This is a genomic window from Paenibacillus silvestris (assembly GCF_009882985.1).
Taxonomy (GTDB): domain Bacteria; phylum Bacillota; class Bacilli; order Paenibacillales; family NBRC-103111; genus Paenibacillus_E; species Paenibacillus_E silvestris.
On record NZ_WTUZ01000012.1, the window covers coordinates 52,883 to 71,085 of the forward strand.

General features: G+C 47.1%; 16 protein-coding genes. All 16 read left to right on the forward strand.

Annotation, left to right across the window (positions count from 1 at the left end; all coding sequences use genetic code 11):
- Positions 1-9: 9 nt before the first annotated feature.
- Positions 10-462 carry an NADH-quinone oxidoreductase subunit NuoI gene (nuoI, locus tag GQF01_RS09440; RefSeq protein ID WP_145668561.1) on the forward strand — a complete coding sequence of 151 codons (453 nt, stop codon included), beginning with the start codon at positions 10-12 and terminating at the stop codon, positions 460-462.
- Positions 455-985 (forward strand): NADH-quinone oxidoreductase subunit J, encoded by a 531-nt coding sequence (locus GQF01_RS09445; RefSeq protein ID WP_161406575.1) that lies wholly within the window; start codon positions 455-457, stop codon positions 983-985. Before nuoI ends, GQF01_RS09445 begins: the two co-directional genes overlap by 8 nt.
- A 2-nt stretch (positions 986-987) precedes the next feature.
- Entirely contained in the window at positions 988-1,299 is a 312-nt protein-coding gene (nuoK, locus tag GQF01_RS09450) for an NADH-quinone oxidoreductase subunit NuoK (RefSeq protein ID WP_145668556.1), read from the forward strand.
- Between the two features lie 15 nt (positions 1,300-1,314).
- Complete coding sequence (gene nuoL, locus GQF01_RS09455; RefSeq protein ID WP_161406576.1) at positions 1,315-3,225, forward strand: NADH-quinone oxidoreductase subunit L; 1,911 nt, start codon at positions 1,315-1,317, stop codon at positions 3,223-3,225.
- The gene (locus GQF01_RS09460) at positions 3,215-4,837 is read left to right on the forward strand and encodes a complex I subunit 4 family protein (protein WP_161406577.1); all 1,623 of its coding nucleotides are present in this window, start codon (positions 3,215-3,217) and stop codon (positions 4,835-4,837) included. The genes nuoL and GQF01_RS09460 overlap by 11 nt, the downstream gene beginning before the upstream one ends.
- Before the next feature lie 4 nt (positions 4,838-4,841).
- Positions 4,842-6,353, forward strand: coding sequence for an NADH-quinone oxidoreductase subunit N (locus GQF01_RS09465; RefSeq protein ID WP_161406578.1), 1,512 nt, complete (start codon positions 4,842-4,844; stop codon positions 6,351-6,353).
- A gap of 260 nt (positions 6,354-6,613) precedes the next feature.
- On the forward strand, positions 6,614-9,142 hold the full coding sequence (locus GQF01_RS09470) for a S8 family peptidase (RefSeq protein WP_235959322.1): 2,529 nt from the start codon (positions 6,614-6,616) through the stop codon (positions 9,140-9,142).
- A gap of 19 nt (positions 9,143-9,161) precedes the next feature.
- Positions 9,162-9,422, forward strand: a complete 261-nt coding sequence (locus GQF01_RS09475) for a DUF1146 family protein (RefSeq protein WP_235959324.1) — start codon at positions 9,162-9,164, stop codon at positions 9,420-9,422.
- A gap of 197 nt (positions 9,423-9,619) precedes the next feature.
- On the forward strand, positions 9,620-10,939 hold the full coding sequence (gene murA, locus GQF01_RS09480) for a UDP-N-acetylglucosamine 1-carboxyvinyltransferase (RefSeq protein WP_161406579.1): 1,320 nt from the start codon (positions 9,620-9,622) through the stop codon (positions 10,937-10,939).
- Positions 10,940-11,474: 535 nt separating this feature from the next.
- Positions 11,475-12,491 (forward strand): RCC1 domain-containing protein, encoded by a 1,017-nt coding sequence (locus GQF01_RS09485; RefSeq protein ID WP_161406580.1) that lies wholly within the window; start codon positions 11,475-11,477, stop codon positions 12,489-12,491.
- A gap of 246 nt (positions 12,492-12,737) precedes the next feature.
- A complete protein-coding gene (gene spoIID / locus GQF01_RS09490; protein WP_161406581.1) occupies positions 12,738-13,790 on the forward strand; it encodes a stage II sporulation protein D in 1,053 nt (350 codons plus the stop codon).
- 82 nt (positions 13,791-13,872) lie between these two features.
- Positions 13,873-14,604 carry a M23 family metallopeptidase gene (locus tag GQF01_RS09495; protein ID WP_161406582.1) on the forward strand — a complete coding sequence of 244 codons (732 nt, stop codon included), beginning with the start codon at positions 13,873-13,875 and terminating at the stop codon, positions 14,602-14,604.
- A 301-nt stretch (positions 14,605-14,905) separates the two neighbouring features.
- Positions 14,906-15,196: a sporulation transcriptional regulator SpoIIID gene (gene spoIIID, locus GQF01_RS09500; RefSeq protein ID WP_029195640.1), complete on the forward strand. Its 291-nt coding sequence runs from the start codon at positions 14,906-14,908 to the stop codon at positions 15,194-15,196.
- Positions 15,197-15,360: 164 nt separating this feature from the next.
- Complete coding sequence (gene mreB / locus GQF01_RS09505) at positions 15,361-16,362, forward strand: rod shape-determining protein (RefSeq protein WP_079417018.1); 1,002 nt, start codon at positions 15,361-15,363, stop codon at positions 16,360-16,362.
- Positions 16,363-16,386: 24 nt separating this feature from the next.
- Positions 16,387-17,280 (forward strand): flagellar hook-basal body protein, encoded by an 894-nt coding sequence (locus GQF01_RS09510; protein ID WP_161406583.1) that lies wholly within the window; start codon positions 16,387-16,389, stop codon positions 17,278-17,280.
- Positions 17,281-17,303: 23 nt separating this feature from the next.
- Entirely contained in the window at positions 17,304-18,185 is an 882-nt protein-coding gene (locus tag GQF01_RS09515) for a flagellar hook-basal body protein (protein ID WP_161406584.1), read from the forward strand.
- Positions 18,186-18,203 lie beyond the last annotated feature (18 nt).

Sequence of the window (18,203 nt, forward strand, 5' to 3'; positions counted from 1 at the left end):
GTGAAACGAATGAAGGGCATAATTAAAGGCTTAGGCGTAACGTTGAAAAGCATGACACAGAAAAAAATCACGTACGCATACCCTGAGGTCCCGATAAAAATGCCGGATCGTTTTCGCGGTATTCAACATTTTGACCCAGAGAAATGCATCGTGTGCAATCAATGTGCGCGTATTTGCCCAACCGAGTGTATTACACTGACGGGGAAAGCGAACCCAGACCCTGAGAAAAAGGGTAAGGTTATCGATACGTACGATATCAACTTCGAAATTTGTATCTTGTGCGACCTTTGCACAGAGGTGTGTCCGACGGAAGCGATCGTGATGACGAATAATTTCGAGCTAAGTTCATATAGTCGCGATGACCTTTTCAAAAATTTGGAATGGTTAAATGAAAACAACCAAAACATTCGCCAGGAGAACAACTCGGCCATGCCAAAAGGGGGGGCCAAGAAAGATGTTTAACGGAATTGGTGATTTCCTCTCCAGTGGATCAAGCTGGGCATTCTTCATTTTTGCCCTTCTTGCCATCGGCGGAGCGATCTTTATGATTTCTTTTACCAAAGTTGTTCATATGGTCATTGCCGTTGCGCTTACGTTCATTAGCTTGGCGGGGCTATATATTATCCTTGAGGCTGAGTTTGTAGCTTTCGTACAGGTGTTGATCTATGCAGGGGCTATCTCCATCCTCATGATTTTCGGCATTATGATGACGAAGCACAGACAAGGGGAAGAGGAAGAGCCGAGGCGTCCTTGGCTCGAAGGTTTGGCGATTGTTGGCGCTTTAGGCTTGTTCGGAGTGTTATTTTATGCGATTCAAAAAACGACTTTCGTCTCACAAGGCGCTCTAGATGCCGGCAAAGACAATACATTAGAAATCGGTAAGCTGCTGTATAACCAGTATGTAATTCCGTTCGAAATCATGTCTGTACTGCTGACGGTAGCTTTCATCGGTGCCATTGTCGTCGCGAAGAGAGAGGAGGATTAGCTATGGGTAATATCATTACTCCCTATCTCACGTTGGCAGCAATCCTGTTCTGTATCGGTCTGTACGGCGCTTTGACGAAGAAAAATGGGGTCATCGTGCTATTGTCTATCGAGCTCATGCTCAATGCGGTGAACTTAAATTTGATCGCGTTCTCCAAGCTTGGGGATCATCCAGCGCTGACAGGTCAAATATTCTCGCTCTTCAACATTACAATTGCAGCTGCAGAAGCAGCTGTCGGAATAGCGATTCTTATTACAATTTACCGAAATAAAGGGACAGTAGATGTAACGGATTTGGATTCTATGAAGCGCTAGGAGGCTAACAAGGATATGGTATCGGACTATTCACAGTACGCCTGGCTCATTCCGTTGTTTCCGTTGATTGCTTTTCTAGCGCTTACGGCTATGGGACGTCAATTAAAGGACTTGGGCATTTATATCAGTATTTTTGCGATGTTCGCCTCGTTTATTGTCGCTGTACTGATATTTGTTGAACGCATCGGCGGCAAAGTTGAGGATTATACATGGGATAAGCTGAATTGGCTGCAGGTAGGCGATTTCACCTTGAATATGGGGTTTGAGGTCAACAATCTGAATGCCTTAATGCTGGTTATCGTCACGTTGGTCTCTCTCCTCGTTACGATTTACTCAAGAGGATATATGAAAGGCGACGAGCGAATCCATGTGTTCTTTGGTTATATCGCTTTGTTCTCTTTCTCCATGTTAGGCTTAGTTATTTCGGAAAACATGTTAGAACTCTACATTTTCTGGGAGCTTGTTGGGGTTTGTTCCTTCCTGCTCGTAGGTTTCTGGTACCACAAGCCAGAGGCGAAGGCTGCTGCGAAAAAGGCATTCATCGTTACCCGTATCGGGGACGTGGGTCTGTTCCTTGGCATCCTGCTGCTGTTCTGGTACATGCCAGGTCATGCGCTTGATTTTACATCTATACATAATGCCTTTACTACGGGCAAAATCGATCCGACAATCGTTACTTGGATTGCTGTTCTGATCTTCATCGGGGCAATGGGGAAATCAGGCCAGTTCCCGCTGCATACCTGGTTGCCAGAAGCGATGGAAGGTCCGACGCCAATTAGTGCGTTGATCCACGCAGCAACAATGGTTGCCGCAGGGGTGTACTTAGTTGCGCGTACGTTTGATATTTTCCATGCTTCGCCGGATGCCTTAATGGTTGTTGCTTATGTGGGGGGCTTTACGGCTATCTTTGCGGCAACGATTGGGATCGCGCAGAATGATATCAAACGGATTCTCGCCTATTCGACTGTCAGTCAACTCGGCTACATGATGATGGCACTGGGCATTGGCGTTTCGTATACGTCCGGGATGTTCCATTTGTTCACACATGCGTTCTTCAAAGCATTGCTCTTCTTAGGCGCAGGCAGCGTGATTCACGCCGTGCATACGCAGGATATTAATGAAATGGGCGGCTTATCCCGCAAAATGAAAATAACGACGTGGACATTCGCAATTGGCACATTGGCTCTCTCAGGGATTTTTCCTTTCGCAGGGTTCTGGTCGAAGGATATGATTCTGACAGAAGCGTACGAGCATAACCAGCTGTTGTTCTGGGTTGGTGTGATTGCGGCTTTCTTCACAGCCTTCTATATGTCCCGACTCTTCTTCCTCGTTTTCCTAGGTTCGCCTAGAGGGAAGGCGCAAGGGGCGCAAGGGCATGACAATCACGCTCATGAGCCGCATGAGTCGCCGTCCACGATGACGATACCGCTTATCATCCTGGCTGTACTTGCTGTGGTTGCGGGTTTTGTGAATACGCCGTTCAACGAGTGGCTCGGCCACTGGTTAACGGGTCAAGAACACGACGAGAAAGCCAACTGGATCGTTATTATTTTATCCACACTCGCAGGGCTGCTTGGTATTGGTCTAGGCTACTTGATCTACTTGAAACGTACGATTCCACGAGATGTCATCTCTAGTAAACTGCCATGGTTGTATACGCTGCTCAACCGTAAATATTTTGTAGATGAAATCTACGACGGCATTATCGTCAAACCACTGCGCGGTCTGGGATGGATTCTTGAACTGATTGATGTGTACATCATTGATGGTATCGTGCGTTTGGTCGCCTTTACTGTCGTCAGCCTTGGCCGTTTGGGCTCCCGTCTTCAAAATGGTCAGATGCAGACCTACGGTGTCATCATGATTCTAGGGATGCTGATCTTGGCGCTCGCCATCGCAGGAAGGAGGTTCATCCATGCCGGCTAATCTACCTATACTCAGTCTAATCGCTTTCTCACCGTTGCTCGGCGTGCTGGTCCTGCTCTTCATTCGAAGTGATCGCGGCCGTTTAATCAAAACGATCGGTATCGTCACGACATTGATTCCACTTATTTTGGCAGCGTGGCTGTATGTGGACTACAACTTTCAAGGTGATCCGATTCAGTACAAAGAACAACTCGACTGGATCAAAGTCCCTCTTAATCATGAGGGAATTCAACAAATTACATCATATTTCTTTGAATTCAAATACAGCGTAGCCGTAGATGGAATTTCATTGCCGCTTGTCTTTTTAACCGCTCTTGTGTCGTCCATGGCTGCTCTAGCCTCGGTGTACATCAAGAAACGCTGGAAAACGTACTTTATTTTATTCCTGCTGCTGGAAACCGGTATGTTTGGCGTCTTTATGGCTCAGGACCTGTTCTTGTTCTTCTTGTTCTTCGAAATTACGCTCGTGCCGATGTTCTTCCTGATCGGAATATGGGGGTATATGAACAGAGAGCAGGCGGCTAACCGCTTCCTTCTCTACAATGGTCTTGGCTCAGCGATCATGCTGATTGCCTTCCTTATTCTTGTCAGCACGGCTGGATTCAACCAAGACCCGTCGCAGACAGAGGCTATCATTTACTACAGCGGAGATATTCATACGATTGCACATAATTTGCTGCAAGATCCAGCCGCTTACGTGAATCAAGAGGGAGCTCCATTCTTCTTAAGCCCAGCCATGAAATGGACCGTGTTCATTATGCTGCTGGTCGCCTTCGGTATTAAGCTGCCGATCTTCCCGTTCCATACGTGGATGCTAAAAGTACATACAGAGGCTCCGCCTGCTGTCGTTATGATTCACTCCGGTATTTTGTTGAAAATGGGAGCTTACGGCCTTATCCGCTTCGGGATTCTCTTCTTCCCAGCGGAAGCGAAGCAGTGGGCCTGGATGCTAGCGCTCCTAGGTGTAATCAACATCGTGTACGGCGCCATTCTCGCGATGGTGCAAAAAGACTTCAAACTCGTGCTGGCTTACTCGAGTATCAGTCATATGGGCATCGTCCTGCTCGGTCTCGCTGCATTTAATGTATCGGGCCTGCAGGGAGCCGTGTTCCAATTGATCTCACACGGTCTGATCTCGGCCCTGATGTTCCTGCTCGTCGGCAGCATCTACGAGCGGACGAACACGACCGAGCTCGATCGCTTAGGCGGTCTCGCCTCGTCGGTTCCCTTCATCAGCGGGATTCTGCTGATTGCGGGGATGGCCTCACTCGGATTGCCGGGCTTATCCGGTTTCATCAGTGAGTTTCTCGCGTTCCTCGGACTCTTCGAGACACACCGGGTGTACGCGATTATCGGTACACTGGGGATCATTCTCGCAGCGGTTTATGTGCTGCGCGGGGTGCTGAACATCACGTTTGGCCCTAAGCAGCCAACCTTGGTCCTGCAAGGGATACGCGACGCGCGGTTAATCGAGGCGGTGCCGATGATAACCTTAGTAGCGTTCATCCTATTGCTCGGGGTGTACCCAAGCGTGCTGAGCCAGCCGCTTCAGCAAACGATAGGCAGCTTGGATCAATTGATCCAAAGTGTAGCCGGGAAGATAGGAGGTTAGTCCGGTGGAACAGCTTCGACTCCAAGTCTCCGATTTAGTACATCTGCTGCCTGAGCTTTCGCTGGTTGCCACCGCGATCATCCTATCTCTCTTGGATTTGATCCTGCCAAGCAGGTTAAGTCGTTCCGTTATTGGATGGTTGACCTTGGTCGGCCTTGTGATTTCTGGTGTATTCGTCTTGCTTCAGCTGAATCCGGATGAGGCGATTCAGCTGCTCAATCAGAGTTATAGAGTGGATGACTTCTCCAATCTGTTGAAATTATTCACTATAGTAGGAACCGGATTCGTTGTTCTGATGAGTCTAAGTTTCGTGAAGGAAGATACAATCCCGCATGTAGGCGAGTACTATTACTTCTATCTGCCCGCAGCGTTAGGTGCAATGATTATGTCATCCTCCGGTGATTTAATTACGTTGTACGTAGGGCTGGAACTGCTTAGTATTACCTCATACTTACTTGTAGCGATGAAGAAGAAGGATAGCAAGTCCAATGAAGGAGCGTTTAAATACCTAGTAATGGGCGGCATATCTTCAGCCATCATTTTGTATGGCATGTCCTTCTTGTACGGCATGGTGGGATCGAGCAATCTTTCGCAGATTGGCGCTGCGCTCCCATCGCTCATTGGTTCGTATGAGCCGCTGCTCTATGTTTCGTTCTTCATGCTGCTTGCTGGATTCGGCTTCAAAATCGCCGCCGCCCCTTTCCACAGCTGGGCGCCGGATGTCTACCAAGGCGCACCGACGCCAGTGACGGCTTTCTTGGCTGTCGTGTCCAAAGGTGCCGGTTTTGCCATCCTTTTCCGAGTTTTCTACGTCTTGTTCGGATTTACGTCTTTTGAGGAATCGAAATTCCAATCCGATGTGTTCCTGGCCATTTCGGTCATGGCTGCAATCGCTATGGTGGCGGGTAATTTCATCGCCCTGAAGCAAACGAATATGAAAAGGCTATTGGCTTACTCGGGAATTGCCAATGCAGGATATTTGCTGGTTCCAATTGCTACGTACTTCTCAGGTGTCCATTACGCGAATTTCTCTGAATTCATTTTCTATCTGATCGCGTACTTGTTCATGAATATCGGGGCTTTTGCGGTGCTGATGATTATCGAGCAAGCAGAGGGGCATACCGAGGCCAAAGGCTTTGGAGGCCTGTATTATCGGGCTCCTTTTACAGCTGCTGCGATGGTATTGATTGTGTTGTCCTTAACGGGAATCCCGATTTCCGGCGGATTCTTCGGTAAGCTGTACATCATACTCGGTACGATGCAAACCCACCAATACTGGCTCGGCTCTTTAATGATCGCGACAAGTGTTGTATCGTTTTACTACTACTTTGGCGTCGTTCGCCAAATGTTCATGCGCAGCGATTATGAGCCGGCTGAGGTGAAGGTGCCTATTACCCTGGGCATAACGGTCTGGTTATGTGCTATTATTGGCGTAGTGCTAGGCTTTGTGCCGCATCTCGTACTCAGATGGATTGAATCCATCTTCATGCTAACGAAGGATTTTATCTTGATGTAAATGTTATGGAGTCCTCCCTTCGGTGGGAGGGCTTTTTTTTGTTTTGCCCACTAGAAACTGTATGTGGTAATTGCCTCCAAATCACACACAAATCCCATAATTGCATGTACAATAGACAGAAGTGGATAAGCTCCCTAAACTTTTCTTAAAAGTTCTGAACTTTTTGCGAAGAAAAACCGTTATATGTATCGAGAAGACGGGTAATGTGGTATAGATAGATAAGGCAAAAGACCATTACGAGATAAAGGAACTGTGATTTCATGAAATTCATTCGACACTTATGGCTCATCGTCCTGATGATGCTCGTTGTGGAACTTACAGTGATGGTTACAAAAACAGAAGCAGCGTATCCCGTTTCGACGGATCCCATGAGGGTGAAACAAACCTATCTGGATATGATCCATATAGATCAAGCGTGGGCTGCGGCTGGAGATTCCCGTGCGTCCATTGTAGTAGCAGTGGTTGATACGGGTGTTGATCTTACTCATCCTGATTTAGTAGGTAATTTGGTAGATGGTGTGAACTTGCTTCAGCCTTCAAAAAAGCCAATTGACGATAATGGACACGGAACGAATGTAGCTGGCATCATTGCGGCATCGATCAATAACGATAAAGGTATTGCAGGTATAGCTCCGATTGCCAAAATCATGCCGATTAAAGCGCTGGAGTCAGATGGAACCGGCGGAGAAGCGAAGCTTGGTGAAGGCATTAAGTATGCCGTGGATCATGGAGCGAAGATCGTCGTACTTTCCCTGGGACTGAATAAGTACTCGGATTACATGGCAGGTGTTGTACAGTATGCAGAGGACCACAATGTATTGTTGGTTGCTGCTGTCGGCAATGAAAGCATGAGTGTGAAATATCCTGCGGCATATCCAACGGTATTAGCTGTAGGAGGCGTTACGGCTGATAAGCAGGCAGACTCTCGTTCGAATTTTGGGCCTGAGCTGGATTTAGTTGCACCATGGGATGTGTATACCACAGCTCTAGGCGGCGGCTATCAGTATCAAGACGGCAGTTCGATGTCTGCACCGCAGGTTGCTGGGGCAGCTGCACTGGTGTGGAGCAAATTTCCAACGATGACCGCGTATGAAGTGAGATCTCAGTTGGAGCAGACGGCAGATGATCTGGCAGAAACCGGATGGGATGCCAAAACAGGATACGGACTGCTGCGGGTGGATATGGCGCTGACTAAGCCTTATAAAGAGGATCGATTTGAGCCCAATGATCGTCAGAATCAAGCGGCTAAGTTGCCAATACATACCTCTGTGAAAGCGACATTATCCTCCGCGCTGGATGAGGATTGGTACGCGATTGATGCGGCCTATGACGGATATATTGAGCTGTGGTTGCAGAACACGGATAGCTCAGGTATTCGAGTACGCTTTGATTCGGGCGAAACCTTTATTGCGAATAATTCCTCGGATAGAACTCAGCCTTTCAAGGTGAAAGTGACCAAAGGGCGAACGTATTTGCAGCTTCAGTCCGTAGATCGTGAGCGGAAAACGGGAATTAATTATAGCTTGCGAACGGATTTTGTTATTTACACAGATCCATTTGAAGATAATGATAAGCAGTACAAAGCATTTGCTCTACCCGAGCGCAGCCAAACGATTCACGGAACCTTTCATCAAAAAGGAGATATCGATTGGTTCGTCTTAAATCTGGAGCACTCGGGCTCAATGAGGTTGAAGCTCTCCGTGGATACGGGTCGTATAGATCCGATGATTCTCTTTCAGAAGGAAGGGGAGAAGTCGATATCTATTGACCAAGGCGGTGACGGTGGAATTGAGATCAGCTCGCTCATGGATGTATTTCCAGGGCAATACTATATTCGAGTCAGTAATACGAAGGATTATACCGAACCGATTACAGGTGAATATACACTGGAAATCGAATATACGCCGAAGTTGATTGATCCGAATGAACCTAATGATAAATCGTATCAAGCGACTTTTGCAGCGATGAATTCGGTGTACGAAGGTTTGTTTAATACCAACGATGACGTTGACTGGTTCGAATTCCGGATGGGCCAAAACGGTCTGGCACAAGTACGATTGACCAACATCCCAACTTCAAGGACGATGTACGCAACACTATATGACAGCACCTTGAAGGAACAAGGCTTTTATAGAAATGAATACGGTACGGATCAGCTGTTTCTTGAGAAAACACTGAATGCAGGCACCTATTATATTAAGCTGCAAGCAAATCAATGGTTCATGAGTCAAATGTACAGGTTGAAAATTGGCAGCTACACGCTGGTAAGCGGTTTTGCCGATATTGAAGGGCACTGGGCTCAAGATGCGATAAGCAAGCTTACGGAGCAAGGCGTGATCAGCGGTTATGGAAATTACCGTTTTGCTCCGAATCAGTCGATTACACGTGCAGAGGCGGCGACGGTGTTGACTCGAGCTTTGAAGCTGACTAAGCGCAAGGATCTGAAGTTCTCCGACATGGATGCTTCACATTGGGCTTATGAGAATGTAGCCAAAGCGCTGCAAGCCGATATCGTCGCAGGATACCCGAATGGAACATTTGGACCCGATCGCACGCTTACACGTATGGAAATGACACAAATGCTTGCCCGCAGCATGAATATGACAGGGAAGAAGCGAGGGAACTCACCTTTTAACGACGTAGATGAGTCTTACTGGGGTCTGGGTATTTTGAAACAAATGTCGGCTGATGGTTGGATCACGGGCTATGCAGATGGCTCGTTCCATCCCGATGAGCAAGCCACACGCGCTGAATTCGTCTCGATGCTAGTGAAAGTAATGAATCGGTAGAACCGAAAAGGAGTGGCCTATGGGAGAAACAGACAAATGGAATGAAGCCGCGAAGTATGCTTCGGTAATGAACATGGTCGATATTGTGGTTTACATCCTATGTATCGGCCTCGCGTGGTGGGCGTTGCAAGCGTTCCGCTTTGATGTGCTGCTTAAGAATCCAAAAGGCGCTCAAGCCATTATGCTCCAAATCTTGCTTTCTATTGGGCTCGGGCACTTAGTCGCTAGTTTTTTCATCCAATATTTAGGTCTCTCCATGGGCTTCGGAAAGATGTTTTAATTCCTTTTTTCGAATAATGATTTAAATTGTTGTCAACAATGGATAGTAGAACGGATCGAAAATGGAGATCCTATTCGAACTCTATGTAAGTGTTTCAGAATACCAAAAGAACACAGTTGTAACTATGTGGCTTGTGATGATAAACTTAGGAAATGTGCAAAACCTTGTAATTAAAATAAGTGCGCGGAGGGACCATGATGAGCAAAATTATCGTCCGCGGTGGCCGAAAGTTAGCTGGCAATGTGAAAATCAACGGAGCGAAAAATGCGGTACTGCCGATTATTGCAGCTTCCATTCTGGGGTCGGAAGGTGAAAGCGTCATCCACGATGCGCCTCCCCTTGACGATGTACTAGTCATTAATAAAGTATTGCAAAGCTTAGGTATCGAAGTATCCTATGACCGACAGGTGATTCGTGTTCGTGCGGAACGCATTGACACATGCGAAGCATCCTATGATCTAGTCCGTAAAATGAGAGCCTCTTTCCTTGTTATGGGGCCATTGTTAGCAAGACGTGGGCAAGCGAGAATTTCTCTCCCAGGCGGTTGTGCGATTGGCACGAGGCCGATTGATCAGCATCTCAAGGGCTTTGAAGCGATGGGTGCCGATATTGAATTGGGTCAAGGGTATATTGAAGCTAGAGTGAAAGGGCGCCTGAAGGGTGCCAAAATTTATTTGGATGTAGCCAGCGTTGGCGCAACCGAAAATATTATGATGGCTGCTACGCTTGCTGAGGGCACAACCATCATTGAGAATGCAGCCAAAGAGCCGGAGATTGTCGACTTGGCTAACTATCTGAATGCGATGGGTGCGGTTATTCGCGGCGCAGGAACAGGCGTTATTCGTATTGAAGGCGTAGAGAAACTTTGTGGGGCCGTACATACGGTTATACCGGATCGTGTAGAAGCGGGAACATATATGATCGCTGCTGCTATTACTGGCAGTGAACTGTACATGGAAAATGCGATTGGTGATCATCTCCGTCCTGTTATTTCCAAAATGCAGGAAATGGGCGTTATCATCGAAGAAGATGAGAACGGCATTCGCGTGCGTGCGTCGGGGCCGCTACGTGCAGTTGACGTGAAAACGCTGCCGTATCCGGGCTTCCCAACCGATATGCAGTCGCAAATGATGGCGCTGCTGATGGTGGCGGATGGCACGAGTCTTGTGACGGAGACGGTGTTTGAGAATCGCTTCATGCACGTAGAAGAATTCGCGAACATGAATGCCCACATTAAAGTCGATGGGCGCACAGCGATCGTCAGCGGTAATGCTACGCTTCGCGGTGCAAAAGTGTGTGCAACCGACTTGCGTGCTGGAGCGGCGCTGATTCTGGCGGCTTTGGCAGCGGAAGGTGAGACCGAGATTACAGGCGTTCACCATATTGATCGCGGCTACGTCGATATTACGGATGTATTGCGCGGACTTGGTGCCGATATTTATCGGTCGGTGCCTCAACAAGTGGAACAGGAAACGGCAGAGCTGGGGTTTTTCAATATCCAGCCAACCTTAGCGTAGGATGAATAGAAAGAACCGTCGGAGTGAGCTCCGGCGGTTTTTTTATTTTAAATAGTTGGGGGTAGTGCTCGGGGAACTATGATCCGTTATTTCCACGAAAATGCATGATTTCCAAGGCAAGAGGAACTATGATCCGCTATTGTACTGATGTCACCTCAAAAACGCCATATGGAGGACAATTAAGACCCTGTAGTTCCGCTCAGAGAGAAAATAGCTCATTTTCCTCGAAATAGAGGACTCCAGTTCCGCTGAGCTAACTATTTATCTATATTTTGGATCTATTTATCTTAAATTGAAGGTGGGAGGGATTTGTGCCAGTTGATTATCTGGGCAGATTCCTCTTTGTTTTATGCATTTATACAAATTTTGTAAAAGTTTACTATTGCTTAAATCTCATAAAATAGTATTATTAATTATGTATTTAATTCCATTTTTTAACACTAATAGAAAGGAAGGATGAGTTTAACTAGAACGTTGAAGTCTATTACTCGAACCAATCGGGTAAAACATTAATCGAGCGAGGGAGAGATAATTAATGATGATGAGAAGAAAAGGTTTTACTTCAATGCTTACTATTATTTTAACCGCAATAATGATCGTACCTGCATCAGCTCATGGTAATCCAACTAATCCGCCTCCATTTAAGACAGTCCTGACAACAGGATGGGGTCATTCGTTATTTTTGAAGGCAGATGATACTTTATGGGCCTGGGGTGATGCGAACTTCGGACAATTCGGCAACGGTCCAGGTCAGAACAGCAGCGCTGTTGCTGTTCAAAACACACTTGTGCAAAATATTATTGATGTTTCGGCAGGAGATGAACACCACAATTTGGCTTTACGCAACGATGGCATCGTATTCGCGTGGGGTACTAACGGTGTTGGTCAACTGGGAGATGGCATGACCTATATAAATCGTAACAACCCGGTTCAAGTGAATAATTTAACAGATGTAATCGATGTCGAAGCTGGGTTCTACCATAGTTTAGCATTAAAGTCGGATGGAACGGTATGGGCTTGGGGGAGTAATATTTTCAGTGAATTGGGTGATGGAACAACAACGACTCCGTTAACTCCGGTGCAGGTGTCCGGGCTGAGTAATGTATCCTACGTGTCGGCCGGCTCCACTCACAGTCTTGCCATAAAGTCGGATGGAACGGTATGGGCTTGGGGCAATAATACAGACGGACAATTCGGAGACGGCACTACGACGAGTCATACGACTCCGGTTCAGATTCCAGGTCTGAGCAACGTAAAAGTAGTAGAAGCGGATGAGCAGCATAGCTTTGCGATTAAAAATGACGGAACGCTATGGGCATGGGGTTATAACGATTTTGGCCAACTGGGAGACGGAACGACAGGTTCGACATATCTAAGCCCTGTTCAGGTAGCAGGCCTAAGCGGGGTAACGGCTGTCTCTGCGAGTGGAACTTTCACTGTGGCACAAAAGTCAGACGGAACGGTATGGGCATGGGGTCATAACTATTGGCGCGAACTTGGAGACGGCACAAGGATTGACCGTTATACGCCGGTTCAAGTAACAGGTCTGTAAATCTTAAGTTGCAATGAACAAATGTTCCACGAGTTCTAAATGATAAGATCCCCTCATGGTTGACAATGATAAAAGGTCATCTGCCAAGATGAAGTTGACCGTTGTTGACCGGAGGGGATTTTTCTATTTGGACGCAAAATTAGATTCATAAACTACCTTACGTGTTCTAATCTATTAGCGCCTCTCATAAGCTAAGTCATACCAAAATACCTGCTAGTAAACGCGCTTATGGAGGCTGCTGAGACGATGTTGAAGAAAAAACGTGTTCCTGGCCGCGGGGCCATCCTATGGATGGCTGTTTGTTTGTCTTCTATGCTTTGCGTCATCCTTCTTGTTCCCGGATTGCTAGTCAAGAAGATTCCGGGCGGAGACGATCCACCGCCTGGACAGCTAGCGATCGATGGCTCTCATCAAGAGACGGTGACCGCTCAAGGGCTGATGATCCCTGTCTATTTGACCAAAAAAGATGAGATCGAAACGGTGCCGCTGGAGCAGTATGTGAAAGGTGTGCTTGCGGCAGAAATGCCAGTAGAATTCGAGCTAGAAGCGCTCAAAGCGCAAGCAATGGCAGCGAGAACGTACGTTGTACGCAGGGTGCTGGAGAAAGATTATAGTAATGTGCCTGTTAATGATGCGCTTGTAACGGATACAACCGCACACCAAGCCTATCTGACTGATCAGCAGTTAAGAGAGAAGTGGACGACAGAGACGTATGAGAAGAATATGGCGAAGATCGATAGAGCTGTGAACGAAACGAAAGATATGATTTTGACTTATGAACACAAGCCTATTAACGCTACTTTTTTCTCAACAAGCAATGGGTATACGGAAAACTCAGAGGATTACTGGCCATTCATGAGTCCCTATTTGCGCAGCGTGCCGAGCCCATGGGATGTGAAATTGTCTTCCCGTTACCAAGAAACCGTAGATATCACTTACAAGAATATGCTGCAGAAGCTAGGCGTTACGAGTATAGCGACCACAGGTACCGGGACAAAGAGTATGAAAGTACTAGAATGGTCAACGGGACATCGGATCAAGAAGATGACGATTGGAGGGAAAACATTCTCTGGCCGTGAAGTAAGAGAGAAGCTAGGGTTAGCATCCTCTCAATTCGCTTGGAAATGGTCCGGCTCCAAAATTACATTTACAACCTACGGATACGGTCACGGTGTTGGCTTAAGCCAATGGGGCGCTAACGGAATGGCCAAGGAGGGCAAGACTGCAGCGCAAATCGTAACCTACTATTACACAGGCATATCTATTGAAAAAGCGACGCCTTTTATCCAAAAATCTTAGTTTATAACGTTTCTATAAAAATATCTTTCTTCAAGTATAAAACCTTTAAATGTGTCAAGAATGGTTGATGAGGTGATTAACCATGAGTGATCAAAACAAAGGTTTTCAAAAAGAAGAAGCTCCTAAAACTGTTCAAGGGGCACAAGGAAGTCCATCCGCATGGAAGAGGTTGCTTGCTAAGAAATGGGTATTCCCAGCAACGTATGTAGCAGCAGCGGCAATTATCTTAACCTTAATGTGGGTGTACCAGGACACAGGTACGAAAACAGTCAGCCAAGACGATCTGGGCATTAAGGTAAGCAGTGACGATCAAGCACCTGACAATTCCAAAGATGGGGCGCTTGCCGTTAACGCACCAGCAGAAGCTATGCAATGGCCTGTGAAAGATAGAGCGGCTCTAGACGTATCCATCCCGTTCTATGACACTAATGCAACGAATGAAATCAAACAGGCGGCAATGATTCAGTATAACGATCAATTGACGCCGCATACCGCAATCGATTTGAAAGCCAAAGATGGCGCAGCATTTGATGTATTGGCCGCTATGAGCGGTAAAGTTACAGCAGTTGAGCAGAACCCGGTTGTCGGCAGTCTTGTCGAAATTACACACAGCAATGGCTTGATCAGCGTGTACCAAAGTTTAGCTGAGGTCAAAGTGACCAAAGGTGCTGAAGTGAAAAAAGGCGACGTCATCGCAAAAGCGGGACGTAATGAGTTCGAGAAGGAAGACGGCGTGCACCTGCACTTTGAAGTGCGTCAAGTTAGCGATAATGCCGCTCTGAACCCAGAAACGATTTTAAACGCTAAACAGTAATTGGTTAAAATGAAAAGGCAAGCAGGTGGCTTCGTCACCAACCAGCCTACATAGAATGAGGGCAGCGGGTATATCCTGCTGCTTTTTTGCTTTGAAGCCTAGGGTGTATTCCCTCATGGCTTGCCCTCCATCACGTACACAAAAGACTTGTCCTTGCCAAAAAAGACCGCATAAGCCCTTATTTCCTGATTTTTTTGAAAATAAATATGGGAAATGGGCCTGTCAGGCTTGGTTACGTAGAATATCTAGTCATGCCCCTCATATACTTTACCAAACTATCTCGAGTAGGGAGGCGAGGGGAGTGCACGATTACATCAAAGAGCGAACCATTAAGATTGGTACCTGTATCGTCGAGACCAAGAATACGGTTCGCACCATTGCGAAGGAATTCGGTGTTTCCAAGAGCACGGTGCATAAGGATTTGACGGAAAGACTGCCGGAAATCAACCCGGACCTGGCCAACCAGGTGAAGCACATTTTGGAGTATCACAAGTCCATTAGGCATCTAAGGGGAGGAGAAGCGACGAAAATCAAGTATCGAAAGACACGAAACCCGAAGCACTCCGAGAACTTAGTCACGGTCAAATCCTAAAAATACCTTCATCCCGACGGTTTCCTGGAACTGGACATGTCGAAATTTCACGGAAAAAGAGGAATTAATGCATTTGCAGCGAATTTAGCTTATAATTAGAACTATCTATAAGAGCGCCGATTCTTCACGGGATGGACGGTAGATTTAGGGAGGATTAACTTGAAATGTTAAGCAAGGATATTGGGATAGATCTCGGCACGGCTAATGTGCTCATTCATGTGAAAGGACGCGGCGTTGTGCTCGATGAGCCTTCTGTAGTAGCGATTGAAAGCGATACGAAACGCGTGCTTGCTGTAGGAGAAGAAGCTTTCCGCATGGTGGGTAGAACTCCTGGCAACATTATCGCGATTCGTCCATTGAAAGATGGTGTTATCGCAGACTTTGATATTACAGAAATGATGTTAAAGCATTTTATTGCAAAAGTAGGGGGCAAGAACTGGTATTCGCATCCGCGCATCCTGATTTGCGCCCCTACGAACATCACCTCGGTTGAGCAGAAAGCGATTCGCGAAGCGGCTGAGCGCAGTGGTGCCCGAGAGGTATTCATGGAAGAAGAACCGAAGGCAGCTGCAATTGGCGCCGGTATGGACATTTTCCAACCTAGCGGCAACATGGTTGTTGATATTGGCGGAGGGACGACAGATGTGGCCGTGTTATCCATGGGCGACATCGTCACCTCCTCTTCCATCAAAATCGCTGGCGACAAGTTCGATATTGCGATCACGAAGTATATCAAAAATAAGTACAAGCTGCTGATCGGTGAGCGGACAAGCGAAGATATTAAGTTGAAAATCGGAACGGTATATCCACACGGCAGAGATCAAGAGATGGATATTCGCGGTAGAGATATGGTATCCGGATTGCCGCTTACGATTACGATTCATTCGAGTGAGGTCCAGGAAGCCCTATGGGATCCGGTTTCATCGATCGTAACGGCTGCGAAGAGCGTTCTGGAGCGTACGCCACCTGAACTTTCTGCAGACATCATTGATCGTGGCGTTATTCTGACAGGCGGCGGAGCTTTGCTGCATGGCCTGGATCAGTTGTTAGCGGACGAGCTGAAAGTTCCAGTATTAATTGCGGAAGATCCAATGTCTTGCGTAGTTAAAGGAACAGGAATTATGCTCGACAACTTAGATAAAGTTTCCAAACGCAAATTTAACTAGGCAGTTTATCCAAGAGGTGAAGAGATGCTAAGAGGACTGTATACCGCGGCGGCAGGAATGATCTCCGAGCAGCGCAGACACGATACCATTACGAACAATATTGCTAATATTAATTCCCCGGGTTTTAAACAAGGTAATGCCTTGTCTCGCTCATTCCCGGAGATGCTGATTTCTACCATTCGCGGTGGACAAGGTGCCTCAACAGCACCGCTTGGGAAGATGAGTCTCGGTGTGTTTTCGGAGGAGAGTATTTCCGTTCACGCACAAGGTGATCTGCAGGAAACGCAAAATCCGTTTGACTTTGCTCTTGTGTCGAACATTCAAGTGCCAGGCATGGCTTTTGACGCTTCAGGGAAATACGTGAATGCGGACGGCGAGCGCACGTTCCAGCCGCAAGCACTATTCACAGTGATGAATGCAGATGGAGAGCCTCGGTATTCCTTGAATGGTAAATTCACCGTAGATCCGACAGGACAGCTCGTGAACGCCAATGGTAATCAGGTATTGGGCCGTGATGGACAACCCCTGCTGCTTGTTGATGGAGCGGGTCAGCCCATTCGGTCCTTTAAGGTGACAGACAAAGGGGAGTTCCTTGACGGGAACGGTCAACCGCTGCTGAACCAAGCTGGACAACCAGTAGGATTAATGCTTTCGCGTGCAGAGGACCCGAATCTGCTGCTGCGTGAAGGTAATGGTTTGCTGAGGATTAATCCAGGCGACGAAGCGACGGTTACGCAGGTTGCTGTAGGTGATCAAGTGGAGGTTCGGCAAGGCTTTATCGAGCGTTCCAATGTGGATTCTGCGCAGTCTATGGTCGATATGATGTCGGCACTTCGCGCGTATGAAGCCAACCAGAAAGTCATTCAATCTTATGATAAAAGTATGGACAAGGCAGCGAACGAAGTAGGACGCGTCTAATCTAGCTTGCGAAGGAGCCACACATGAACAATTCTATGATTAATTCATCGGTATCCATGCACAGCTTACAGCAGAAGCTGGATATCTTGTCCAATAACATAGCAAACATCAATACAAACGGTTTTAAGAAAAAGGATGCCTCTTTTGAGGATGTTCTGACCAATGTGCAGTCGCAGCCGGAGGGATTTCGCCAACAAGGCAGGTTCTCACCTCTTGGTTTTAACCAAGGATGGGGATCAAAGCTGGTACAAATCCAAACGAATCTGAAGCAAGGCCCTATTCAGTCCACGGGTAGTACCTCGGATTTTGCGATTCAGGGAGACGGGTTGTTTCAAATATCTGTCAGCAAGGTGGATGGGAACGGAAACCAGGTGATCCAGCCTGCATGGACACGTAACGGTGCTTTCAATTTAACGCCTGATGCTAATGGTGATACGGTGCTCACTACCAAAGAGGGTCATTTTGTTACTGGGATAGACAATACAGGGGCAGAGGACAAACCAATTGTTATACCTGCTGGCTTTAGACCTGTCGTTCAACCAGATGGCGTCATCAATGGATACAGTGAGCAAGATCCGAATGCGGAGCCACTTATTCTTGGACGGATTAAGCTGGTTCGTGTCGTGCGCCCACAATTGCTCCAAGATGTTGGGGACAACCTATATACACTTCCTGCGGGAATTACGGAGGCCGAGAAGGCGAACATTTTGCAAAATGTGAATCCGGGGCTGGATACAACCAATAATCGGGTTACTTTGATGCAGGGGTTTCTGGAGCAATCCAACGTCACGCTTTCCGACGAAATGACGGATCTTGTGATGGTGCAAAGAGCGCTTCAACTCAATTCCCGGGCGATTACATCTTCCGATCAGATGATGAATATCGCGAATAATTTGCGCGGCTGATCGTAGAAAGGGAGGGAT